At 43.3% G+C, this 26,824-nt stretch carries 11 protein-coding genes; 6 read left to right on the top strand and 5 right to left on the bottom strand.

Features of this window, described 5'->3' with window-relative positions; genetic code table 11:
- Positions 1 to 9: 9 nt before the first annotated feature.
- Together AC58QT_RS09970 and AC58QT_RS09965 are read right to left on the bottom strand one after the other, a co-directional pair.
- Positions 10 to 990, bottom strand: coding sequence for an ABC transporter permease (locus tag AC58QT_RS09970; RefSeq protein ID WP_497408786.1), 981 nt, complete (start codon positions 988 to 990; stop codon positions 10 to 12).
- A 202-nt stretch (positions 991 to 1,192) separates the two neighbouring features.
- On the bottom strand, positions 1,193 to 3,511 hold the full coding sequence (locus AC58QT_RS09965) for a helix-turn-helix domain-containing protein (protein ID WP_497408785.1): 2,319 nt from the start codon (positions 3,509 to 3,511) through the stop codon (positions 1,193 to 1,195).
- A gap of 428 nt (positions 3,512 to 3,939) precedes the next feature.
- Between AC58QT_RS09965 and AC58QT_RS09960 the strand changes: the two genes are divergently transcribed.
- Positions 3,940 to 11,013: a CBM96 family carbohydrate-binding protein gene (locus AC58QT_RS09960; protein ID WP_497408784.1), complete on the top strand. Its 7,074-nt coding sequence runs from the start codon at positions 3,940 to 3,942 to the stop codon at positions 11,011 to 11,013.
- Positions 11,014 to 11,083: 70 nt separating this feature from the next.
- On the opposite strand, the gene AC58QT_RS09955 is transcribed toward AC58QT_RS09960, so the two are convergent.
- Together AC58QT_RS09955 and AC58QT_RS09950 are read right to left on the bottom strand one after the other, a co-directional pair.
- The gene (locus AC58QT_RS09955; protein WP_497408783.1) at positions 11,084 to 12,076 is read right to left on the bottom strand and encodes a hydroxyacid dehydrogenase; all 993 of its coding nucleotides are present in this window, start codon (positions 12,074 to 12,076) and stop codon (positions 11,084 to 11,086) included.
- A 24-nt stretch (positions 12,077 to 12,100) separates the two neighbouring features.
- Complete coding sequence (locus AC58QT_RS09950; protein WP_497408782.1) at positions 12,101 to 12,919, bottom strand: sugar phosphate isomerase/epimerase family protein; 819 nt, start codon at positions 12,917 to 12,919, stop codon at positions 12,101 to 12,103.
- A gap of 149 nt (positions 12,920 to 13,068) precedes the next feature.
- Between AC58QT_RS09950 and AC58QT_RS09945 the strand changes: the two genes are divergently transcribed.
- The 4 genes from AC58QT_RS09945 to AC58QT_RS09930 all read left to right on the top strand — a co-directional run bounded on the left by AC58QT_RS09945 (position 13,069) and on the right by AC58QT_RS09930 (position 23,340).
- The gene (locus tag AC58QT_RS09945; protein ID WP_497282707.1) at positions 13,069 to 13,917 is read left to right on the top strand and encodes a helix-turn-helix domain-containing protein; all 849 of its coding nucleotides are present in this window, start codon (positions 13,069 to 13,071) and stop codon (positions 13,915 to 13,917) included.
- A 388-nt stretch (positions 13,918 to 14,305) separates the two neighbouring features.
- On the top strand, positions 14,306 to 20,014 hold the full coding sequence (gene hepB / locus AC58QT_RS09940) for a heparin/heparin-sulfate lyase HepB (RefSeq protein WP_497408781.1): 5,709 nt from the start codon (positions 14,306 to 14,308) through the stop codon (positions 20,012 to 20,014).
- Positions 20,015 to 20,112: 98 nt separating this feature from the next.
- The gene (locus AC58QT_RS09935) at positions 20,113 to 22,026 is read left to right on the top strand and encodes an S-layer homology domain-containing protein (RefSeq protein WP_497408780.1); all 1,914 of its coding nucleotides are present in this window, start codon (positions 20,113 to 20,115) and stop codon (positions 22,024 to 22,026) included.
- A 12-nt stretch (positions 22,027 to 22,038) separates the two neighbouring features.
- Entirely contained in the window at positions 22,039 to 23,340 is a 1,302-nt protein-coding gene (locus AC58QT_RS09930) for a heparin lyase I family protein (RefSeq protein WP_497408779.1), read from the top strand.
- 82 nt (positions 23,341 to 23,422) lie between these two features.
- Here AC58QT_RS09930 and AC58QT_RS09925 read toward each other — a convergent pair whose 3' ends face one another.
- A complete protein-coding gene (locus tag AC58QT_RS09925; RefSeq protein ID WP_497408778.1) occupies positions 23,423 to 25,666 on the bottom strand; it encodes an AraC family transcriptional regulator in 2,244 nt (747 codons plus the stop codon).
- 239 nt (positions 25,667 to 25,905) lie between these two features.
- Here AC58QT_RS09925 and AC58QT_RS09920 point away from each other — a divergent pair, with 239 nt between their 5' ends.
- On the top strand, positions 25,906 to 26,796 hold the full coding sequence (locus AC58QT_RS09920) for a carbohydrate ABC transporter permease (protein ID WP_497408777.1): 891 nt from the start codon (positions 25,906 to 25,908) through the stop codon (positions 26,794 to 26,796).
- Positions 26,797 to 26,824: the final 28 nt, after the last annotated feature.

Below are 26,824 nucleotides of genomic sequence, written 5' to 3'. Positions count from 1 at the left end.
GTGTACCCCCTACCACAGTTTCGTTTCCGTGAAGGAACGACTCAGTTTATTGGCTAAGATTAGAAGTGCAAAGTTAATGACGGAATTGAATAATCCGACAGCCGCACTGAAGCTGTAATTGGACTCAAGCAAACCCTTGCGATAGACGAAGGTAGAAATGGTATCCGCTGTTTCGTACATAGATGGGTTGTACAGGAGAATAATTTTCTCTGCTCCCACACTCATGAAGTGACCGATTGTAAGAATGAATAAAATAATAATGGTTGGTGCAATACCTGGCAGTGTAATGTGCCTGATTTGTTTGAGTCGGTTGGCACCATCCACGCGAGCAGCTTCATAGAGAGAAGGATCAATACCCGCAATAGCAGCTAAATAAATGATGGATCCCCAACCAACCCCTTGCCAGACACCAGAACCGACAAATAAGAATCGAAACCAATCCGAGCTAGTAAGAAACTTCTTCGGCTCCATGCCGACCATACCAAGCAATTGATTAACTAATCCGCCTAAGGAGAAGAAGTCCACCGTCATACCTACTACGATCACCACGGAAATAAAGTGAGGAACGTAAGTAATGGTTTGGACCGCTTGTTTAAATAAGCGATGCCTGACCTCATTTAAGAGAAGAGCTAACAGAATTGGAGCGGGAAACCCGAAAATAAGCTCATAGAAGCTGATGAGCAGCGTATTTTTTAATACACGCCAAAAGTAGAAAGAACTGAAAAATTGCTTGAAGTGGACCAAGCCTACCCAATCGCTGGCCATAATCCCTTTCGCTGGTGAGAATTGTTTAAAGGCAATTTGTGCGCCATACATCGGTACATAATGAAAGATGACGTAATACGCGACAACAGGCAAGAGAATTAAGTAGATGAGCTTATTTCTCTGTAAATCTTTTTTGAGCCTGCTCAGGTAACCCGTCTTCTTGTGGTTAACAACAGCCACTACGGTTTGTGCTGCTGACAAGCTGTTGCTTGAATCGGTTTGCATTGGGATCACCCTTTCTATGTGTTTAACCTGAGTATAGAAGGGCGGGCGTCTGAAACCTACAGTTAATAAGGGAGAAATGCCTGCGGAATGCCACTTTTGGGACTATCAATTGGTATCCAATGCCAACAAGAATCGCTATTTGTGAGAAAAAGGACAGAAAAACCAGGGGGCTGTTTAATGACGAGCCATCTGGTTTCGTTTGTTATTTGATGCCACTGCGATATTTACCAGGAGTAAGTCCTGTATGTTTTTTGAAAATCCGTTGTAACCCGATATCCGTTGAGTAGCCTAGCTTTTGCGAGATATCTACAATGGTTAGGTCTGTCTCGCTTAGCAGTTTTTTCGCTTCCTCTACACGCATTTTGGCGATGTAGTCCGTCAGTGTCTCACCCGTGTGTAATTTGAAGAATCGGGATACGTACTTAGGAGACAGACTGAAATGGTCGGCGACACTCTCAAGTCCAAGCATACCGTTAAAGACTTGGGCTTCGAGATAGGTAAGCATATTATTTAATAGCTCTTGATTGTGGTCGGATCTTTCTTCATTCACATAAGTACATAGAGTGGCATACATCTTCTTTATTTCATGAAACATTTCAAGTAACGTGTCACAGGAGGTAAGCCTTGTATCCGGATCGTCCTCTAGAATAAACACATCGCGATAGGTTAAGTTTAGCACCTGCAAGCATTTTAACAGCGTGCTTACAATATTGTACATTAACCATTTGCCTAACTCAGGTGCAATAGCTCCTCTGTCAAAATTCATGGCATACACCTGGTCTAGCAGCTTACTGACCTGATCCAATTCGGCATGCTTTACTAAATTAATAATCTGACCTTCCATTTCGATGGGGTAGTAGTAGGTTTTCTCTTCTTCACCCAAGTCACGGTAAAAAATAACAGAGTGCTCACTCTTTAACCATTTGTGTGCGATCGTCCGCGTAGCCTCGGAGTAGCATTCTCCAATCTTCGAAGCGTGAGGTCGACTTTCACTGACAGCTATCGTCACAAAGATAGACAATCGGCTTTGCAACACATTTTTTAATTCGTTTAAGCAAGTCTGCATGATTGGCTGCCATTCACTGGTATCGCAACTGTGGTTGATGAGTACGCCAACTTGATCTCGTTCCATTTCAGCAAAGTAGCCATACATGCCTCGTTCTTTCAGTAAATCCTGCAAAATATTCATGATAATAAACCGAACATGAGCCCATTGTCTTTCCGAGTTGTCCTTCACAAACTCTGTACAGTCGTCCAGATCAATCAGCATGACGGCAAAGTGCGGATAGGTAAAAGGAGCGCCAAGCATTTCCAAGGACGCTTCTTGGATGGTATCGCTTTCAACACGCCCTCGAATGAGTCGATGTATGTAGCTGGATTGAATCGTCGGGAAGTGCTTATGAAGCTGCCCACGCAGTTGACGCTCCTCTTCCTGAGATTCCTCCATGGAAAATTTCAGCGCAGCCCACTCATCCCATTTGCCATTGGGGGAGTTAGAGGGGGCTTTGGAACGGATGACCTGTACTAAGTTCCGTAATGGACTATAATTACGCTCCGTCATGACATAGGCGGCGATTAAACCAAGCAGCAAGCAGGCTGCTCCTGCGGCCATAGCGGCATTTTTGACATGAAGCACAGGGGCGATAAACGCTTTCTCAGGCATGGTAACTACATAGGTCCAGCCGGATTGTTTGGAGTTCTCGGAGGTTACCATCATACGGTCTTTCTCCGTGGCGTTGGCAATGGACGTAGTGGGAGATTGGCTTACTTGTGCAAGAAGCACCCCATCTAGCGGGTTTTCTGATGTACTCATGACTAGGTGTTTGTCTTTGTCGAGAATATAGATCTGTATTGGATTCGTATTGACAGACATTTCTGTAGAATCCAGTAATTTGGATTGATCCAGCATAATCAATAATTTGCCAAGAGAACCTGTACGTTCCCCAAGTGGGATAGAAGATGTATAGGTCACGATTTGCTTGCCAGCCGTTGTAGGGCTCGCGGGAAGAAATTGCTGATAACTATAGCCTTTGATAACCGTGTTCATCCAAGCTTCATAGGTGAAGTCTTGGAAGCCTAGATAGTTGTTGTAATAAAAGGCAGTATCCATTCTCGCCGACGAAGTCACGATGCTGTCCAAGCGTTCAATACTAAGGGAGAAATCATCAATAATGCTATTGACTTGTGTATACTTTCGAAGTTCCGTCAACAGTTCGCTTGCCAAATAATCCTTCTGGGGATGGTTAGGCTGTATTTCAGTCAGCAGCGTTTGAATTTTGGGATTTACAGAAATGAGATAAGAGAATTGCTGGAGTTCAGCTAATCGATGATCAACGTTCTGACGAAGCTGGCTAAGTAATAAACGATTTGCTTGATAAGCGTTATCATAAATGATTTTTTCAAGCTGCGTATACATCCCCCATCCAATGAGCAGCGGGAATAACAGCATGATGAGATTGGAGACGAATAAACGGTAAAATACCTTTTTGCGACGGAGCGTAAATAGATTGCGGTTGATCAACGGGGTCACCACCTAAGATTAGGATGCCGATCATCATCTTCATATTGCCTGATATGAAGCATTCTAGCATATCTGGAATAGGTAGTGCTAGAATTGTTTATTCCGAACTGGAAATCAAATCTAATCAAGCTTGTTGGCATAAAAAGTGCAGCTTTTTACATGAAATTTGTAGTTTACGCCGTTCAAAAAACATAGGCTCAAAAGGTATCATTCGCATTTTAACAAAAAAATGCAGCGTTTTGACGGCTTTTTAAAGTATACGAGGGGAATGGTTGAATCTAATATGAAGGAGAACCATACGTCATCACATCTCATTTATGATAACGCTTACGAGAAGGGGGCTCGTAGTGATTCGTGCATAAGTGAGCTGGCGATCAGACATCCAACGACGAGTAACCACCATGGAATCTATTTAAAGGAGTGAAGTAATGTCGAGGCTAAAAGTTAAACAAATCATGAGTAAGTTGTTAATTGTCGCTCTGTTGGCCGGATCTTTTCAAGGCTTGCTGATGAATCCATCCACAACTAGTGCGAGAGATGATTTAATCATTGCAGAAGGGGATACGTATGTATCCAGCGTAGTTGCCGATCAAGACAAAAATTTTAATAAAGCGACGTTTAATCAAATGGCGGTAGCTTCTTCAGGCACGACCCATCAATATGCATTTCTACGGTTTAATTTGGCAACACTCCCAGCCGACCTGAACGGAGCTACATTTAAGCTTCGATTGTATAACAATCCGGTAACGACCTCCCCTTCCAAAGATACGGCAGTTACGATGAACGTCTACGAGACGGATGATTCTTGGACGGAAGATACATTGAAATGGACGAACATGCCCTCTCCGATGGGGCCATTGATCACCTCTTTTACAATTCCAACTTCGGCCAATGTAGGTACTTCTGTTGAAGTGGATGTGACGAATTATGTGAAGCAGCAGAAAGCCTTAAATAAAAAAGTGAATCTTGTCATTATGAGTAAATCAGGCTATTGGAGAGGGTTTACAGATAAGGATAGAACCTCATCTGAATCTTATAAATGGCCTGCCATCGTCTACAAGCATGATGCGGAACCAGCCGTTTATCAATCGGCAGCCGTTAGTGGAGATTTTAAAGAAATTAATTTAGCTTGGAATGAAGCCATTTTTGACAATACGTCGGGCAATTTAAAGAGCAAAGTGCTGCTCACGACGGATGGGCTTACGTATAACCCTTTAGGGGCCAATGATACGGTCACGGTGAGCAACAATGTGTATCTAAAAGTAAACCTTCAAGCACCGCTGATCGGAGAGAACAATCGGATTAAAGTGTTGGCTAACACGGTAAAGGATACCTATAACAATATTACTTCGACGGAAGTTGTCACGAATCAACTTATTGGACAAGTGGATATGACCGTTCCAACGTATCAGAATGCAACGGTTGGCGGTACAGCGCGAACGGTAACCCTTAACTTTGATAAAACGGTAGCCTGGCATACAGGAAATCCCAAGTCAAACATCCAGATTTCTACTAATGGGGGTACCACTTATCAAGCGCTTGGCGCCAATGATACGGTTGCTGTTAGTGGGAATTCTGCTGTTATTCAATTTGCAAGCGCGTTGATTGGCAGCAATTATAAAGTGAAGATACTAGCAAACACGATCAAATCATTTGCTAGCAATTTGCCGATCACCACAGACATCACGACTCAGACATTGAACATTCCAGCACCGCTAACATCGCTAGTAACTGTCAAGGTTAACGCGGATACCTATGTAGATGCCGGTGGAGCCATTACGACATCGGATGTGAGCGCAAACAGTCCTTACTACAAAAACTATGGAACAGAGTCGCTTATGTATGTAAGAGAAGTTTCTGGCGCTTCTGTGATCGGTGCAGCTAAGGCGAGATCATTCCTGAAGTTTAATATTGCGGACCTGGGCACGTTTAATATAGGGAAATTGCGTTTGTATCTTTCCTATGGAACAACGCAAGGTGGAACGTTCTCCTTCTACGCCGTAGATGATGATAGCTGGACGGAAACGGGATTGACCTATGCGAATCAGCCAGCCTATGGCGATCTGATTGGAACGGTTACGATCGATGCTAACCGGACAGATACTTGGTATGATCTCGATGTAACGGATTACTTGAGCAAGCAAAAAGCCAAAGATGGCGTTGCCAGTATCATGATTATGAATGATACAACGTCCACAACAGGTGCACGGAGCTTTAAAACGAAGGAAGGCTCTGGCGTAGGAACCATCTATCCGCAGCTAGCCGTGGATTATGACAGCAAAGCTCCTGAAATCTCAGGTGTAGCAGTAACGGATAACAAAAAAGTGGAATTGACGTTCAATGAAACACTTGTGAATAAAGCTGCTGATTTAAAAGCAACGATTAGTACGTCCTCGAATGGTATAGACTACGCTCCGCTTGCAGCGGGTGACACGGTGAGTGTTAGCGGACAAAAGTTGACGATTAATTTGGCTCAAAAAATAACTGTGCCAACATTAACAGTCAAAGTGGCGGCAGGAACATTAGCCGATGTGTTCGGCAATGTCAATGGACTTGCGATCGTTACGCAACCGATCGTACTTGACGTCTCGGCTCCTATTTTCGAGCCTAATGCAAAGATGGATGCGACGAATAAAATCATTACGTTGAAGGCGAATGAAACGTTAATTAGTCAGGCTGCTGACGCTAACCTACTAAAAGCAGCTGTTACTTTGAGTGCAAATAACGGGCCATTCGTTGCGTTAGCTGCAGGGGATACCGTTACGACTAGTGGTAACTCATTTATCGTCACGTTAGCTACTAAAATCGTTGGAGCGAACTACAAATTAAAAGTAGCTGCTTCTACCGTTAAAGATGCCAGCGGGAATTTGACACCGGAATATACGTCAAACGCTTTCTCTGAGGATGTAACGGCTCCTCAATTGACGAATGTATTTACCGTCAACTTTAATAAAACGATCAAAGTCGCTTTTGATGAGCGCATTATTAACAATTTGGGAGATAGCCAAGCTTTGAAGAATGCCGTACAGCTATCGACAGACGGTGGATCTAGTTATCATGCGCTTGGTGCCAACGATAAGGTTGAGATTGGTGTTAATCATCTAAATCTGATTCTAGGGCAGCCCGTTTCTGGAACGGGACTGAAGGTGAAAATAGCCTCTGGCGCATTGAAAGATGCTCCTGGCTTTGTAACATCCGAGATTAGCGGCACATTTGCTGCGGGCTCTGTTGCTTATCCGTATTCGGAGCCTGCTCATGAATCTCTCGTGGATGCCTTAAACCATATTCGCAACATCGTGTTTGCTAATACAAATAACGGAACAGGCAACGCGGTTGAAACAGAGAATGCCAAAGGATTCTCCGTTGTTGCACAAGCTATAGCTGCTGGGAACACGGATCCCCTTTTGGTGGATGAATATGTGGATGCATTGAAAAAGATGTTAACTGTCCCTGCCAAAATGCCCAATCTGCAAGCGGGTCTTGATGATCGGTCACAGTCACCGATTGTATACGGAATGGCGCTTCTCTGGAATGACGAGCGGATTACGTCAAGATTAACAGAAGCCGAGAGGTCTACCTGGTCCACCTTTATGAAGGCAGCGCTAATCGCGGAGATGTATATGCTTAGCGATTACGACAAGGATGGCAATTATATCGGCTACACGCAAAGAAGACTCGCGATGAATGGGGACGCCAATAACGGTGTAACGGGGAACTTCGGGGAACCTCACTTGACGAATCTTTTTGGGGCTGCTTTTGCCATTGGTTTAGATAACATTAGAGGGATTATCGCCAATTATGATCATAAGGCATTTATTACCGAGTTAAAAAGTAAAGGATTAACCACCGTTGCGGCTAGCTTTGAGAATACGAGTAATTATTCGACAGCTGCAACAGATGCACTGAAACTGACAGAGAAAGCTGCCCGAGTGGAAGCAACATTGAAATCGAGCAAATGGTCATTCATGAATGTGACTTTGGATGATTTCCTAGAAAATCCTCTGAAAATCCTTGCTGCCCAAGAAGCGTACAACTGGCCATATCTAGCAGAAGATGGAGAGTTTCAAGGTCAACTCGGGATGGGATTTGAGTTCCGTTCAGCCGATCAAGGCGGTCCGCGTGAATCACCAAGCTATGTGATTTTAGGGTTAGAGCCTGCGATTTCCAATACGGTTCTGTTGAATCATTTTGGTTATCTACATACACCTGAAAATACGAACTCAGCTGCCCAAATTGAAAAGTTACAAAAGGTAGCGTCCAATGATCTGTACGCTAAAATTATTAATGGCTATTTTGGCCAAAGTTGGATTAGTACCCATACGTATCAGATTAATGAGAGTGATTCCTGGCCGTTCCTGTTTGAATTACTATATTCGACAGGTAATCTGACGGGGGCAACTTTCCATGATTCATTCAACTACAGCAACGTAGCTGACATGGCGTCTAAGAATTGGACAGTTAATCAAGCTAGCTCTACCATTACGAACGACAGCATTATTCCGTATAATCAAAAGTCTGTCATAAACTCGTCCGTTGTTGGTGGACATAACCATGATGATAATGAGAAATTATTTACCATCACGGGAGGTCAAACACCGATTATTGCTTACAATACCGCAAAGAAAATGGCAAATATGAACTACTTTGCCTGGATGAACACGCCTTCGCTTGGAACAGGTGAAGCGGGAATCCTAGCGAGGGTTATGGATGCTAACAACTATTACCAAATTTCGTATACCAGCAATAAGTTGTTCATTAAGAAAAGGGTGAATGGCAACTTTACGACGATTGCTGAGAAATCGTTTACGTTGCCTACGACTAGACCTGGGTCGATCTTCTATTTTAACCCTTGGGGCTGGAAGGATACCGTTGTCTCGGCGACAGCTCATCGATTACGAGCAGAATTAACGAATGGCACTATAAATGTATATGTAAATGGCAACATGGAGTTAAGCGCGTCGGACTCAACATTTACAGAAGGTTTTGTGGGCTTAACGGCTGTACAGACAGTTGCCAAGTTCGATGGTCTTCTTGTTAGCTATACACAGCCTGCAGCACCTGTTTTGAATTCGGTTAAAGTAGGCAATACCAACTTGACGCTAGATTACACACCTGTTGATGGTGCATTGACCTATAAAATCAAGTATGGCACACAATCCGGGGCGTATACAAACACGTTAACTACGACGAATCCAACACCAGTGATTCCTAACTTGGTCAATGACACGACCTATTACTTTGTTGTAACTGCCGTAAGCGCACAAGGGGAAAGTCCTATTTCCAATGAGAAATCGGGCACACCCAAAGCACCGGATGCTGTGACACCTACGCTGAATAGTCTTGTCGCTGATGGCAATCAAGTCACAGTGAATTTTTCGACGGACCCCAAGAATACATCCTATGTCATCAAATATGGGAAAACCAGCGGAAATTACACGAATACAATTACCAATGTAACAAACACAGGCTATGTCGTAACCTTGGATGCTACAGCAAGACCTTACTATTTCATCGTGATCCCTTCGAATGAAAATGGATTAGGGACCGCTTCTAATGAGAAAAGCGTTGTACTGGATACACCTTTCTTACCTGTCGTTAGTGTAACGGCAAGCTTAGACACAGATCCGAAGTATGTGGCACTGAATACCATCGATGGTGACCTTACAGCTGAATCACGTTGGTCAGCAGAGAAAGAACAGTGGATACAGTATAAATTAGGTGCTCCTAAAGAAATTAATGCCGTATCTTTAGCCTATTTTAATGGTCATACGAGGAAAAATTATTTCGATATTCAGGTATCCCTAGATGGAAATAACTGGACGACAGTTTATCCTGGAGGAATAACAAGCGGAACAACATCGGGGCTGGAAACCTACGTATTTCCTGCGGTGACAGCTCAATATGTGCGAATTCTTTGTCATGGTCATTCGGGTGCAGGCTTTGGACTTGGATTTAACAGTATTATTGAAACCAGAATTTTCGCGGCTGCGCCAACGAAGCCAACAGGTTTGCATGTAACTAGTAAGACTGCTAATCGCGTTAGCTTGACTTGGCAAGCATCTAGCACGCAATCGGATACGACCATTACGTATGATTTGTTTGATGGGGGAATTGAGCGCAATGCATCAGACATTACGGGCACATCCTATACGGTGACTGACTTGCAGCCCGCAACAAGCTATTCGTTCACCGTTGTTGCCAAGGATTCAACAGGCAAAGTATCCGACGCGAGCAATGTCTTGACAGTAACAACAGAGGCCTTACCGACACCAACAGGCGGAACACCTTCGCCATCTGGAGGAGGAACACCACCGCCCACGCTGCCTCTTGGCACGGTTGAACTTCAACCTGTCATAAGTGGTGAAACCGCTCGAGTAGCGTTAAGTGCTTCTTCTTACAACACGGCGTTAGGTCAAGCACCAACGGACAGTCATGGAGATAAAATTGTCACAGTGGTCATCAAGCCTGAACAGGGGATCAAGGAATATCGCCTTGCACTTTCGAAGGCAGCTTTTGATGCCTCTAAACCGAAAGTAAGAGATTCTGTGAAGGGAATAGAAATTAAATCTGCACTGGGAACGGTAACGATTCCTGAGAATATGTTTAAGCCAAAAGACGTCGAAAACGCATCGACGATCGAGATCTCCATCGCACAAGCCAGTGCGGATGGTCTTAGTGCTAAACTGAAAGAGAAGATTGGCAATAAACCGCTTATTGAACTGAATGTGCGCATAGATGGTCAAGTTGTTCTTTGGAAAAATAACAATGCTTCTGTCAAGGTAAGTATAGCTTATACGCCAACCGAGCAAGAACTGCAAGATCCTGAGCATATCGTCATTTGGTATGTGGATGGTGCCGGCAAAGTCAGTAAGATTCCCTCTGGGAAATATGATGCTGCCACTGGAAGAGTTACCTTTGCAACCACACATTTCAGTACCTATGCCGTCGCATTTGAGGAAACGACCTTTGATGATATCCAAAGCTTGGCTTGGGCGAAGAAACCAATCGAGGTACTAGCTTCCAAAGGGGTCATTAATGGGACTTCCGAGCATACGTTTTCGCCGAGTGTCAACATCACAAGAGCTGATTTCATCAAGCTCCTTGTCGATGCGTTAGGTGCCAGCACCGAAGTGGAAAGCAACTTTGGCGATGTGATGCCTTCGGATTATTATTATGAGGCGGTTGGAACAGCCAAAGAGCTAGGCATCAGTTCTGGCACAGGAGAGAACAACCTTAACCCGCTTGCATGGATTACGAGACAAGACATGATGGTCATGGTGGAAAGAGCGTTACGCTTAGCAGGTAAGAAGTTGCCCACTGCGAATTCTGTGGACATGACTCCGTTTGCTGATTTAAATCAAGTAGCGTCTTATGCGAAAGATAGCATCACCATTCTGATTCAAAGTGGACTTGTGGAAGGAGATGGGCAACGCCTTCACCCATTAGGCCATACAACGCGTGCGGAAGCTGCGGTACTGCTGTACAAAGTCTATAATCAATGAAGAAAAGGGATTGCGCTATGAAATGCGCAATCCCTCTTTTTAAGTCGGTAGCAGTTAGGTAACCTGCCTGCTACCGTGTCATATGGCGAAACTGTTCAACAGGCACCCGATAAGCGAGCTCATCAGCACGTTGGAACCGTCGGATTTCTTCCACCATCGCGGCACTTAATTTGGTAAGTTCCACCATTCCGGCGACATGAGGCATCAGGATGACATTGTCCAGCATTCTTAGTTCGCTGGATAATGGTAGGGGTTCTTTCTCGAATACATCCAACACAGCTTGGATTCTTCCCGTTTTTAGCTCTGCGATAAGAGCGTTCTCCTCGATTATAGCACCTCGCGCAGTATTAATAAGAAGGGTGCCATCCTTGAGGAGGGCCAGCCGATCTTGATTTAACAGATGATAAGTCTCATCTGTCTTGGAGGCATGGATAGATACAATGTCTTGATCTGCCAGCGCTTCTTCTAAGGAGCAGAGGGTAACATTCGGATAGGTGCTAAGCGATTCTGGCGATACATAGGGGTCATACAGCTTTACGCTAACGCCAAACGGTCGCAACAGGTCCAACAGAAATCGACCCACAGTGCCCAGACCAATAAGGCCAATGCTTGCTCCTACTAACGTGCCACAAGGCGAAGTATCCCAGATGCCTTGTTTCATGGCTGAATGGCGTTGTACGATATCGCGCTTAGCAGTTAGCATGTATGCCAACGTTCCTTCTGCTACATACTTAGCCATCAGTCGATTCGCACTGGCTACTTGAATCCCCCGCTCATACACGTCTTCTGTTAGAAAAGTAGCGACACTGCCGCCGGGAGTAACAATGAGCTTCAGATGCTTGGCTTCATCAAGCACTTCTTTGGTAAATTTCGGAGCTCCTTCCCATGCCATAACGATACATATCTCAACTTGATACAGCATCACTTTAAGTTCATCTGGCGTACAAACGTGGCTATGTGGATTTTCTCTTAAGTTGCCGTGAGCTCGGAGATCACTCAGAATCGTGGTTGGGAAAAATTGTTGTTTTAATTTGCCTCTGTGCAAGGATAATAGCATATTCATCTTCTAGGTCTCCTTATTTGAACTTTATGAATCCGAGTGAACTTCAAGCTGTGAACGAACGTACTGGACGAAAAAAGGAAGTGACTGCTCATAGTCTGCCAGATAGGGACGCCAAAGTTTTTCCCACTTAAAGGTGACCCAGCCGTGGAACTGATTTCCTCCTATTGCATGAAAGTAATCCTTTAGTGGAATTTGGCCTGTCCCTGGCAATACATCTTCATAGCCGTTCTTCAACAGAAGAATATCGGCTAAATAGAATTGCTGAGTCAAATCGGAAGCGATTTGATGGACATGAACAGCACTTTCCTTTTGGAGAAGGCAGTGATCGGTAGATACAATGAGTCCGAGCCTCGGATCGTTTAATTGCCGGATGACATGGGAGCAGTCGCTCACGCAGAAGTTGTTATAATGATTTTGAAGTAACAAAGTAGTGTGTTTAGGAGCATCACTTAGCACCTTGTGAAGTACACGTACCAATTGGTCTTGAAACGAACTGACTTCCATGCCAGCAGGGATTTGACCTAGTCGAAGCCGGAGGCTTCTTGCACCCATTTGATTGGCGAGTTCTAAGTGGGAGAGAATGCTTTCTGTCATTTGCACCCATGAAGACGGTGGGTTGTTGCCGGTTTCGTTATAAGCTAAGAGACTAGCTAAAGCAATGCCTTCGGCATCAAGCGTATCAACAAGTTCTTGGATGTGATGCTTAGAGGAGGCTAGTGTAAGTTCCCCAGATGAAGAGGACACGCGAAGGTCGATGCCATCGTAGCCATATTTTCTTGCTATTTTGATGGCTTGGACTCCCGTCAACTCAGGCGTAGCAAGTGTGGTGTAACTTAACTTCATAGGTTCAACTCCTTGGTTCCAACTGTGAATGGGGCGTCTATCTGTTACTTACTATACCGCTTTTTTCTTAGAAATACGTGTGTTGTTTGTACCTAAAAAGTATGTTATTTTGATGTCATATGAAAGAGTGAGAAGGAGGTTGTATTCGCATGAAAGTTCAACGATTTACGGCTGAACAAGTCATTGATCCCGTAATAGAGGCTTATTATCGCATTCATAATACAAGCAGCAATGTTCGTGTTTTACACACCCATGAATACTATGAGCTTCATTGTGTCGTAAAAGGGACGCTGAAGCATAGTTTTGCAGATGGCACTAGCCAAGTTCTGCCTGTCGGAAGTTTGTTATTTATTCGTCCCCAAGATGAGCATGTCTGTTTAGCGGCAACCGAAGAAGAGTGCGAATACATCAACATTGCCTATTCGATAGGAACTATGCAAGAGCTATTTGGATTCCTTGGGAAAGGGTTTTTAGCTGAGCGATTATTGGCTACACCGTATTCGCCATTGTATGTCCTTTCCGAAGTGGAGAGTCGGCAGTTTTTGCATCAATTTGAACGAATAGCCTCGATCCCACATGGACAAAAGGAAAGAATAAAAACCCAGTTACGCTCCTTACTCGTCGATAGCTTACTGAAATACTTCTCTACTTTGCTGGAATTGGAAGGGCCAGAAGTTCCTGAGTGGCTATCGAGTGTGTATGAAGAGATGCATAAGAAAGACAATTTTATCTTAGGTGCTGAGCGAATGGTAGAGCTGTCAGGCAAGAGCCACCATCACCTCTGCCGAGAATTCAAAAAGTATTTTCAACAAACACCGACGGATTTTATCAATAACCTGCGTTTGAATTATGCAGCGAATATGCTCGCATTCAGTAATCAAAGCGTGATGGATATCGCCATGGATCTCAACTTTTATAACCTAAGTTATTTCCATCATGTGTTTAAAAAACAATTTGGGATGAGTCCGTTGAAGTATAGGAAGGGTCATGTGACTTAGACAATGATGAACTTCTAGCGCGTTGCGTGAAACGCAGTACATAATAGGGTTTTACTTAAATGGAATTGCAAAAAGTGTACGATTGAACAAATTAGTATAGCGCCCAACCGCCAAAAAGTTGAGTGTTTTCAAGGATTTGTGAAGTATACATGGCATGACGAGATCATTACTATGAAATTAGGAAATCTGACATCCTACATACACTTGAGAGAGATGTAGGAGGAGGGGGGACGTTATCCTAAATAGAGATAAATAGGTTAGAGGATGAATATTCAAACAAAAGGTCTTACTTTTAAAGTTTTATTTAAAGCGCTTACATCAAATTTTAGGATGTAAATCGTCTCATGTAATGACAGTTGTGGAGAAAGTTTTAAGGGAGGTACTAGTGATGTTAAGGAAAGGTTATCAAAGAATCACTTCGTCTATTGTCATCTGTTCATTCCTCTTGTCGAGCATGTTGGTTGTACCACCTCATGTTCTAGCGGCAGCAGGTCCGTTCAGCCCTGAGGTTATCATTGAGGCAGAAGATACGTTGAGTAATGGGAATATGAGCATCTTTAGCGATGATATCACAGCTGCAGGCAGCTATATCACGTCCAAGAACAATCCATCACCCGCACCGGCTCCCGTGGCAACTGCTTCACCTGATGCGCTGCTTACAGTAAATCTTCCTTCAGCTGCTAGTTACGCGCTTTGGGCGAGGGTTTATTCAACAGATGGAGGCAACGATTCCTATTATTTCGCTTTTGATCAAAATGCTTATGCATTAAAAACGATTACGGTAGTAAAACCTGAGTGGCAATGGATCAGAGTGGACACGCTGCAACTTACGCCAGGTACACACGATTTGAAAATGAAATATCGGGAAAATAATCTTAAAATAGATCGCTTCGTTGTTACGAGTAATCTGTTTTATACACCAACGGGTCTGGGTGTGAATGTAGTAGATAGCCCAATTGTGGAATCTATCTATCCCAATCCTTTCCAAACACCAAGCATCACGCCGCCTGCAAATGAACATCCTCGTTTGTTTGTACGGAGCAGCGATATACCTACCATTAAGGCTAATCTTGCAAAAGGAGAATTGGTAAGTGTTTGGAATCGTGTCAAAACGACGGCAGCGTTGAATGTGACAGGCATATTGAACGCGCCAGCTCCAGGACAATCCAACTACGATGATTCACAACGCAAAGTCATTGAGGCTAATGCCTTATTATATCTTTTGGATGGCAATCAGGCTGCAGGACAAAAAGCAGTCAACATCATGACTAACTATATGAATACGGCGATGATTCCAATTGTGGGTGACTCCACAAGAGCGATGGGACAGGTCATCCTCACTGCTGGCTTAGTATATGATTGGTGTTATGCCTTAATGGACGATTATCAACGGCTTAATTTCCGATTAAATATGGATCGCATTGCCCGTAATATGGAAATTGGTTATCCGCCATTAGGTCAGGGCGCCGTCGTAGGACATGGATCTGAAGCACAGCTTATACGTGATATTATCGGTTTCGGTGTGGCTGCTTATGATGAAAATCCGAATATCTACAATATTGCTGCAGGCAGATTCTTTAAAGAGTTCGTGCCAGCAAGAAATTACTTGTATGAATCTAATATGTACTCGCAAGGGGATTCGTATGGTCCTTATCGTTTTCAATGGGATATGTTTGCTTCCTATATTTTTAAACGCATGGGAGCTGGGAATGTATTCTCAGCTGAGCAACAATATGTTCCCTACCAATCCGTGTATACGAGAAGGCCTGATGGTCAGCTATTGAGAAACGGTGATTCCTATACGCAAAATTACAACAGCATAGGTACTTACTGGAGTGTTTCACCGTCGTTATTTTATGCAGCGAGTTACTACAATGATCCGTATTTGAGATCTGAATTTAAGAAAGAATATGCTTACAATAGCAACATTGTTGAAGATACCTGGATGGTCCTGTTTGACAATCCAGATCAACAAACGGAGAGTGTTGTTTCACTTCCACCATCTAGGTACTTTGGAGAACCCATGGGTCAGATGGTAGCGAGAACAGGCTGGGGAACTGGTTTCAATTCCAATACGGTTGTCGCAAATATGAATATTAGCAATTATAACTTTGTGAATCATCAGCACTTGGAAGCAGGAAGCTTCCAACTCTATTATAAAGGCGCATTGGCTATAGATAGCGGTGTCTACCAAGGTACTGGAGGGAAATTCGCGGGCAATCATGATGGCAATTATAACAAGCGAACGATCGCACATAATGCGATGTTGGTCTATGACCCGAATGAAGAGTTTCTTTTATACGGAAGTAAAAAGACATCCGATAATACAGACGTCATTAACGATGGTGGACAAAGATTCCCTAACAGTTATAACGAGCCTAGTACTTTGGAAGAATTGAAAGATCCTAGCAAAGGTTATGAAGTTGGGAAGGTTCTACAGCATGCAATTGGAACGGATGCTGCGAAGCCAGATTTTACGTATATCAAGGGAGATATTACGAAAGCTTATACGAGTAAAGTGTCCGATTATAAGCGTTCCATGGTATTCCTGAATATGAAGGATTCAACGTATCCGGGGGCATTGATTGTGTATGACAAATTAACAGCCAGCGATCCTACTTTTAAAAAGACTTGGCAGCTGCACAGCGTAAATGAGCCCGAGATATCAGGTAATACGCAAACGATTAGGAATGGGAATGGCAACTACAACGGCAAGATGGTCAATACGACATTGCTGCCGATGCAAGAGAATGCCAATATCGCTAAGGTCGGTGGTGATAATTTCCGTTATAGCGTAAATGGCATTAACTACCCTGAGCCGATAGCTAGCGGCAATTCGGATGAATCGGGTTCCTGGCGAATTGAACTCTCTCCGAAAACGCCAGCTGCTACGAATGAATTTTTGAATGTTATGCAGGTCATGGATAATGACGAAGTGAAAGCTCCGCTCCAAACGGAACAAGTTACAGGTGATAAAATTGTTGGTGCGAAAATTTCAGATCGCGTTGTAACGTTTGGCAAAGAAAGTCAGCAGTTATCGGGTTCTTTCCAAATTCAAGTTGCTGGAACAGAGAGCAATCTCTATTATCTGGTAACAGATTTGGCGCCGGGCTACTGGAAGGTAGAGAAAGATGGCATCACGGCAACTACGCAATATGAAGTCACGCAGGAGAATGGGAATATCTATTTTAAAGGTGCACCAGGTACGTACACATTATCTCATTCAGATCAAAAGACATTACCGCTAGCTACAGCTGTAAGTGATGATGACGCAGTCGTCATTGAAAAAATCGGACTAAGCATCGACGGTGTGAAGATTGCAAGTACACCGGCTCCAAAGCGCATCAATGGCATCCCTATGCTGCCACTAAAAAATGTGATGGAAAGACTAGGGGCCAGAGTAAGTGAGGATGTGGCTGCTGGAACCGCTACGATCATCAAGTTGGGCAAAGCGATTACGTTACATGCTAATAGTAAAGAAATAACGAAGAATGGTGTATCCCATCAATTAACACAAAATGCCGTGATTTTGGATGGCGCATTCTACGTCCCTACGGATTTAATTGATCTTTCGGGTTGGGGAACGGCTACTTGGGATGAGTATTATTTAAGTTTTAATATCAAATCAATACGACCTGTCGATAATAATGGACTTCTTGCCGTTATGGTTAGTGATGGAGATCCATACAGTGGTGAGAATACCATAGATCAAGATGAAACTACCATTTGGTCAGCTCCCGGAACTAATGCAGCAATTACTTACGATCTGGGATCTTTGAAGCCCATTAGTAAAATCGGGATTGCTTGGTATAAAGGGAATGAAAGAAGAGCGATCTATGAGGTGCAGACATCATCGGATGGCCAGAATTGGGTCACTACATTTGACGGCATGAGCTCTGGCGCAACGAGTGAAATGGAGAGTACGGTATTTGATAATACGATTACCAGATATATCCGAATTGTGGGGCATGGATTTCTTTCGCCGTATGGAACGATAAAAAATAACGCCATTACCGAAGTGACCCTATATTCAGCCATATCACCTATTGTTGGTGTGAAATCTAAAAACACAGAGACGACGGGAAGCGAAAGCACAAAAGCGCTGGATGGTGACTTCAATACCTACTGGACCGCACAAGGTGAGGATCAATGGATTCAATTTGATCTAGGTACAACCAAAAGTGTTAGCGGCTTCGGTGGTGCCTGGTGGAGAGGAGATATAAGAAAAGAGATCTATCAAATCATGATCTCGGAAGATGAAGTGAATTGGACCACTGTATTCAATGGGAAAAGCAGTGGAACGACTTTAAACATAGAAGATGTGTATTTTCCAGCTGTGCAAGGTAGATATGTAAGAATTCTATGTAACGGAAATTCATCTTCTACAACAGTTCCGAATAATGGTTACAACTCTTTGGCTGAAGCAGTTATCTATGCGAATGATGCTGGACCTGTGGTAGCGGAACATTCCGCTTCTGTAGGCGCCATCACATTTAGAGATGAGTCAAACAATGAGATTTCCGCGATACCTGCAAATAGTAACTTTACTGTGCATGCTGCTGTAACAGGCAATGTTAATGATGCGAAAGTAAAGCTCATTTATGCGCTGTACAGGAATAATGATGTGCTGGCCATTGAACAAGATGAAGTTACGCTCCAGAAGGATCAAGTGAAAGATGTTTCTCTGGCGATCACATCACCAGCGGATGTCCAGGATTGTATCGTACGCATTTTCGTCTGGGATGAATTAAACAGACCCCTAACAAACGCAGTAGTATTTCCCAAAGTTATTTCTCATGATGCCACGTTGAGCGGATTGAAAATGAATGGTCAGGATATTGCTGGTTTCGCAAGCAATACGAAGAGTTACACGTTTACACAAGGAAACACGACGCCACCTGTATTAACGGCTACAACGACGCATAACTTGGCTACAACTGTCATCACGCAAGCAACGAGTGTACCAGGAACCGCAACCGTCGTGGTTACGGCTGAAGACGGTCATACCCAAGAAACGTACTCAGTGGCAATCAGCAAGCTAATGGGGACGGCCGCCACGCTAAGTGATGTGAAGCTTAATAATGTTACGTTAGATGGATTTAATAAAGACACGTTAAGCTATTCGGTTACCTTGCCTTCCAAAGTCATTCCGACGCTTACCGTTACGAAGACGGATATCAATGCAAATGCCGTTGTGACATTACCTACGGTTCTACCAGGAACCGCGACAGTTGCCGTTACATCGGAAGATGGCTTACAGACGAAAAGTTATTCCATTGTGCTGGATTATGTACGGTCAACGGATGCATCGTTGAAAGATTTGAAAGTAAATGGAACTTTGGTTAATGGGTTTGCGGCTGCAACTACAGTCTATTCAATAACCTATGGAACCGGGGCCAGTGCAGGGATCTATGGGAATTTGGGGACAACATCTGCGCCTGTATCTAATCCACTTATCCCTGTAATTACGGCAACGGCAACGAATCCTAACGCACAAGTGGAAATCAACAGCGGAGGATTTGGTATCGTTAAAGTAACAGCTGAAGACGGAGTCACCATTAGGAAGTATAAAATTAATGTTACTCATGTGTTGAAACCAATTAATGATAATACTGTTGATAAACTATCCCCTGCTACAGTTGCTGTTTCTAATCCACAAATCGGGGCGAAGAAGGATCAACAATATGTCCTGCAACAATTTGACTTAACTGGCATTAATGGCACAGTGAGCTCGGCCAGTTTAAGTCAAAGGCTTCAAAAGGCAGCGGCAGATTCAAGTGTGGCTGTATCCGTAGCTGTATATGGGGTGGACAGTAGTCTTATATGGAATCAAACGAGCGTCACCTATAATTCAGTTTCCTCTATATTAAATGCGACATTAAGCTCACCATCATTGGGGCAATATGTAATTCCACAGGCAACTCCTTCGACATCTTGGTACGTGCAGTCGCTTGACGTTACAAGTTTCATCAACGCATTAGTTGCCGCTGGACACACAAAAGTAACTTTCATCATAGCGGGAACTGTTTTAGTTAGTGCAGAAGAAAAAGGAAATGGTTATGTTAATCTCTTGCTGACTACAGTACCGTTAAACTAATAAGCGTTTGTAGAAACTTAAATGTCAGCAGTAGGTTAATTACTGCAGTTGCCTACTGCTGATGCTAACAAACAGGAACGGAAATAAGGAGGACCATGATGAAAAGGGTACTGATATTTATGATGATTTTTTCGATAAGTATGGGTCTGTTACCGATCAGTTCTTGGGCTGCAACGTTTGCAGAAACGACTGCTACTTATGATGCAATATCAAGAAATGTAACAGTTGAAGGGAACCTTTCCTCAGGTGTTGGAAAGCCAGTTACATTGACAGTGACGAATTCAAGTGGAGCCATAGTCATCGTAGATGAACAATTGAGCGGTGCAGGCGGAGACTTTCGTTTCGTAAATGCGTTAGCAGCGGATGCGCAAGACGGTGTATACCATGTAACGTTAAGCGGAGAGGGAGTCGCAAGTGTATTAAACAGGACTTTTACAGTAGGAAACCTTCAAGATGGAATAGCCTATCTGAGTGCGCTATCTGTCGGCGGGAACCGAATAACAGGTTTTGACCCTGAGAAGACGACATATAGAGTTAACGTCACTTCCACAACAATAAATACAACGATTACAGCGACTTTAGAGCAGAGTTCAGCGACTTTGAAGATTAATAATGAGGTGGCAGCTAACCAAACAGCGTCTGCACCAATTCCGTTACAGGAAGGTGAAAATGAGATAGCCATTAAGGTAACGTCCAAAGATGGCTTAAATGTTAAGCTGTATACGGTTAAGGTTATCAAACCTATAACACCAGCTCCACCAACACCTGCGCCAACATCAACATCACCAACTACTACATCAGCACCAACAACATCAACGCCAACACCGACCAATGGAAAAGTAGAACTTACGCCTGTACTTGAGGGTGGGACTGCACAAGTTCAAATTGATTCGGGAGTCTTAAACAAGGCGTTCGAGCAAGTTCCTGTGGGTCGGAAAGGGGACAAAACGGTTACCGTGGCGATCAAAGAGGTTTCAGGCGCGAAGGATTATGCACTGGAGATGCCTCGGACAGCGTTCCGCGAGGCGAAGCCGAATGAGCTGCAGTCAGCTCGTCAAATTGCCATCGAGTCGCCGCTTGGAACGATAACCATTCCAGATACCATGTTTAAGTCGAAGGATCTTGGCGCAGCATCTTCAATTAGGATATCAATAGGCCAAGCAGACACATCTGGATGGAAGCCGGAATTGAAGGAGAAAGTCGGAAGCAAGCCAGATGTGGAGCTGAATGCGTATCTCGATGGCAAGTTAGTTTCATGGAAGAACAATCAAGCTCCTGTTACTGTGAGTATAGCTTATACGCCTACAGCAGAAGAGCTGAAGCGTCCTGAACACATTGTCATTTGGTATGTAGATGGAGAAGGTAAGGTCAATAAGGTGCCATCTGGCAAATATGATGCAGCGACAGGTAGGGTTACCTTTAAGACAACTCATTTTAGCTCCTATGCCGTAGCTTTTGACATGAAAACATTTACGGATATCCAACAAATCAGCTGGGCTAAATCTCAAATTGAAGTATTAGCATCCAAAGGAATTGTAAATGGCACAGCTGAAACAACTTTTGCACCAGGTGCTTTCGTGACTAGAGCGGATTTCTTGATGCTGTTGGTTGGCGTATTGGGCGTAAGTGCTGACGTCGGGATTAACTTCGATGATGTATCACCTAGTGATTATTACTATGAAGCTGCCGGGATTGCGAAGGCACTTGGCATCAGCAACGGTGTAGGGGGCAACAAGCTGAATCCAAGAGATTACATCTCTAGGCAAGATATGATCGTTATGGTGGAGAGAGCGATGAGAATCGCTGAGCAGGATCTGGAGAGTAGGAAAGCGATAGATCTCAATCGTTTCCTAGACGCTGCTTCTCTATCGGACTATGCAAAGGACAGTCTACTTGTATTGCTTCAAAATGGTTTAATTGAAGGAGACGGGGATCGCTTGAATCCAGTATCGTATACGACTCGAGCTGAAGCTGCCGTCCTGCTGTATCGCGTGTATAATCAAAACCAATGAGGAGTGATTATTATGCAAGCACGAACAAGCACTAAGAAATCTTTATCCATTTTTGTGGCAGGGTTATTGTTGTTCATATTCAGCTCATTTTTTGCCCCAAATACGACAATGGCTGGAACTCTTGATGCTTATATTGATGCCGAATCTGCATCTGTTAATGCAGGTAATGATTTAATTGATAATGGGGTTACCTATTGGGGATATGAGCAAGGAACATATTTGCCGCCGACGATAACAACGGAGCAAAAACGTGCTGGTTCCAACTCAATCAAATATGAAATTGCAAGAGATAATTCAACAAATGGCGTTCCCTATGATCGTGACAGAATAGAAAATTATGTGGAGTTCAATAGTGGCAGTTATCCTGGTTTGAACCATAATATTTGGCAGCAAACGAAGTATCTCGGGTTAAGCGTCTATATCCCAAGTGATTTTGTTACGCCAACCGACTGGTTTGTTTTCTATCAAATCAAACAACATGATGGCAGTGTAAGTCCTTCTCCCAACATTGCATTAGTCGTTAATCCCAATGGAAATGTAGAAGTTGTTCTGAGACATGGAACTGGGCTTCAAGATTCAAGCACAATAACGACGGCAACTAACATTGGATCACTGTCAAATTTCAAAGGTAAATGGGTTGATTTTGTTATAAAATTTAAAATTACAACAGGATCAGATGGCATTGCTCAGGTTTGGAAAAAATACGCGACAGAAACGACGTATACAAATATTGTGAATTATACGGGAATGACAGGATTTACGGCTTGTACTACCACAGCTTTTGAAATAAAAGGCGGTATTTATAGAGCTGTTATGCCGGTATATAGCAAGCTTTATTTAGATGAAATCCGTTATGGTAATGCAATCAATGATGTTAAATTTCCTGGCACCACAATTAATGAAAACTTTACTGGAAGTTATTCCTTCCTAGCTGCAGCTGCTTCATCGCAGGGAAGTTTCTCACCGTTTACAGTTGTCAATGACGCCTCTGCACCAAGCGGGAAATATATCTACGCACCTGGTTTAAACAGTACGGGTTCAGCACCTGCAGCGGGGCAAGCCGTTTATAATTTTAGCCGTCCAAGTGCTGGTAATGCGACCCTCTCTGCGAAAATACTTGCCCCAGATTTAGCATCCGATTCATTCTGGTACAAAATTGATAATGGCAGCTGGGCAGTTTGGTATGTTCCATCGACTAGTAGTGCTTGGCAAACGATTTCTCAAACGGTAGCTGGTTTATCCAGTGGGAACCACACGTTGACAATTGCTTACCGGGAAGGAAATATGAAACTAGATTCACTTTCTGTTAATTGAACGTGAACTTGAGCTTGATCTAGCAAACAAATAGGCTGTCTCAAAGGTCATTACAGACCTTTTGAGACAGCCTATTTGCGTGTCATACGCCATTGCGATACTCCGCTGGCGTAATTCCGGTATACTTTTTAAAAACCTTATAGAAGTAAGTGCTGTTGTTGTAGCCTGTCTTCTGAGAAATTTCCTCAATGGACTCAGTGGTCGTGGAGAGGAATTCCTTGGCACGGGCGACACGATATTCATTTAAATAATCGGGAATGGATTGATTGGTCAGCTTTTTGAAAATACGGCCTAAATAGGCTGGCGACATATCGATGAGCTCGGCAATTCGGAATAAGCTCAGATCACGGTCTGCAAAGTGGGTATGAATAATGTGATCCACCTGGGTTACCAAATTGTCATGTTTGGTGCTCTTACGTTCCTTCAGACCATTGCAGATACACGTTATCAATTCATTGAAATGGTTGCGAACATCCTGTAAGGTTTCCAGTTTGTGCAGTTGCTGAACGAAATTCGTAAAATCGTAATTGAAGGAGACGCCTGAGCTTTTCTCCAATTGAATCGCCGTTGTCGAGATGGAATAGGCCATTTGATGAAATAGCGTATTGTAGACGATGTAAGGCTGATGTTCTATCGTAACTAAAATATCATTGAACCACTTGCGGGTTTCCTCTGCTTTGCCGAGCTTGAGCGTTTCGAGCAAGTTGCTCTCCATAGCACTTGGATGCACAAAGGGCTGTTGTTGTGGCTGCGGCACGTACGATCCCTGCAAAATACTCCGATATCCGAAGATGAACTTGTTCTCCATTAATTGGAGCGTTTCTTTATACAACTCCGAAATTTCAAATAAGTTATCCCCCACTTCACTGATGGCAGCGCTCACTGAGAGATGTAAATAGGCTTGAACAGATTCCTGTACTTTTTGCGTCAGTTCTCGAAGATGCTGTGTGTCTTCAAAATCCCCGTTTAGCAGCACGACGACACTTTTTTCGTCCATATCAATGCATTCACTTGTCCCATAGCTACTGAACAGCTCATCTGCGATATTCATAGCCGCATATTTCAATAGGGAACGATCTTCAAAGTTGTATTGATTGGAAAATTGATCGAATCGATCAATCGTAATTAGGATGATAATGAAATCACGATAGGGTTCAACGCGAATTTCAAATTCTTGGAGCTTGACTTCAATGTCGGTTAACCGCTTAGAGCTGCTATCCAAAATGAAGCGACGTAAGAAATCTTGCTTCAGCTTAAACTGGTTATTGCGCTTTTCATTTGTCAGTAAATGAACGTTGGAGAACACCTTATCAATCGGCTTGTGCAGAAATTTGGAGATCAAATAGGAGACCGTCAGCCCGATCAGTAAGAGTATGGAGCATACGATCAGTACATTCTTCTTCATGGCTTCGATTTTGCCCATAATTTTATCATAGGGAAGAACACGGATGAACGTCCAGCTGGATTGATCGTGCTTCGAATAAACCACTAAGGACTTCACGCCATCAACATCGGCCACCAAATAATCAGAAGCTTGATTCGCGGAAGCGCTTAATACTTGCTGTATGTAAGGTCGGTCATTTAAATCGGAAAGAAAAGGTACCGAATCTGTACTTGTTACAGCCTGGCCATGACTGTCGATGATGAAGGTTGAACCCGTTTTATCCGTATCAAGGCTCATGATGGCTTCCTTCATCCAGCGCTCAGACACATTCAGTATAATGACATTGTCTAATTCCTTCGCAGGTCCTTGTAGATCGTAGAACACGAATGTGTAGACATTCACTGTCTTCTCAACCCCTTGAAAGGGTGTCTGGATGGGGATCACGCGCGGAATCGGTGCTAGACGCTTATACATGTTGAAGTTTTCAATCAGTTTCACAGCATCGGGATCTGAGAATTCTTCAATTGATTGAACGTTCTTCATGGTCGCTTGCGATGTAGCGTACATGGTCTTCGAGTTCTTACTATAAATGTAGATGGAATTAAAGAAATAACTCACATTCATATAAGTACTTAATCGAGCGAGCGCATTATTTGTATCTAACGAGTTAGGAGCCGTGTAATGGAGTAATTTATCAAATTGTGGATCGGCATAAATTTGAATGGCATAATTGGTTGAGCTTTCGATCATGGATTTGGCGCTGTAACTAGACTGCGAAAGGCTGCTTTTCTCAGATGCATAAATGTTAGAGAGGGCGATTTTTTCAAAATTTGCATAGAGCGCGTAAGACAATGTGACAATCGTAACAATAATGCAAATGATGAGCGAAAGAAAAATATTGGCGTATAGCTTTTTGGAGGTGCGAGCTTCTGTGATTTTCATCCTATGTCATTGCTCCTTCACTAAACAGGGTCCCATGTACACATTATTATAATGAATATCCTTGAAATGCGTAAGTCTATATGCAAAAAGTGTACAGATGTACAAATTTGTATAGGTGTAAACCTCCAAAATGTTGAGTGTTTTCAAGGGATTGTGAAGTATACAACAAATTGCGACATAGGCTAGTATGAAATTAGGAAACCGGTCATCCTAACACACCTGAGAGATGGAGGGTCTGCATGGAGAGTAGACATACTGTAGAGAAATATGCGTTTAACCTTATTGGATATTTGATGATTATTGCTTTCGCAACGCTGTGCGTGATCCCCTTTGTCATGATTATTATGGGGTCGTTTACAGATGAGTCTGAAATCGTCAAAAAAGGCTATCAATTGTTCCCTCAGACATTTTCAACTGAAGCGTATTCGTTCATTATGAAAAATCCGAAGCAAATACTGAACGCGTATAAGATTACGCTATTGGTAACTATCGTAGGGACGATCGTTGGCTTGTTTCTTTCGGCGATGACCGCTTACGTACTGCAAAGAAAAGATTTTACGTATCGCAATGTGATTTCCTTCTATTTCTTCTTCACGACGTTGTTTTCTGGCGGATTAGTTCCTTGGTATATCTTGATCGTCAAATACTTGGGCTTCAAAGATTCGATTCTTGCCCTAATTGTACCGTTATTGTTGAATGTATTTTACATCATTATATTAAGAAGCTTCATTAGCTCGACAATTCCAGATGCCATTAGTGAATCCGCGAAAATAGATGGAGCTGGCGATTTCCGAATCTTCGTTGCCGTGATCCTGCCGCTGCTGAAACCAGCACTTGCGACAATTGGCTTGTTCATTGCTCTGAATTACTGGAATGATTGGTACCATGCAACCTTGTTCATTAATAAGGAGAACTTGTATCCGCTGCAGTATTTCTTGTACAAGATTTTGAATAGCATCACTTTCGCCAATTCGGCTGTAGCTGCACAAGGCTCGGTGGTTATGGATACGCCGAAGGAATCATTTAAACTTGCGATGACCGTTGTGGCAACAGGTCCAATCATTCTGTTATATCCATTTGTACAAAAGTATTTCATTCAAGGGATTACGATTGGCTCTGTAAAAGGGTGAATCCGGTTTATGCCGGTTTATCATAAGG

Source organism: Paenibacillus sp. J31R109, assembly GCF_059692055.1.
Note: the sequence above shows the minus strand (reverse complement) of the source record. Positions and strands in the feature narration are given on the sequence as shown.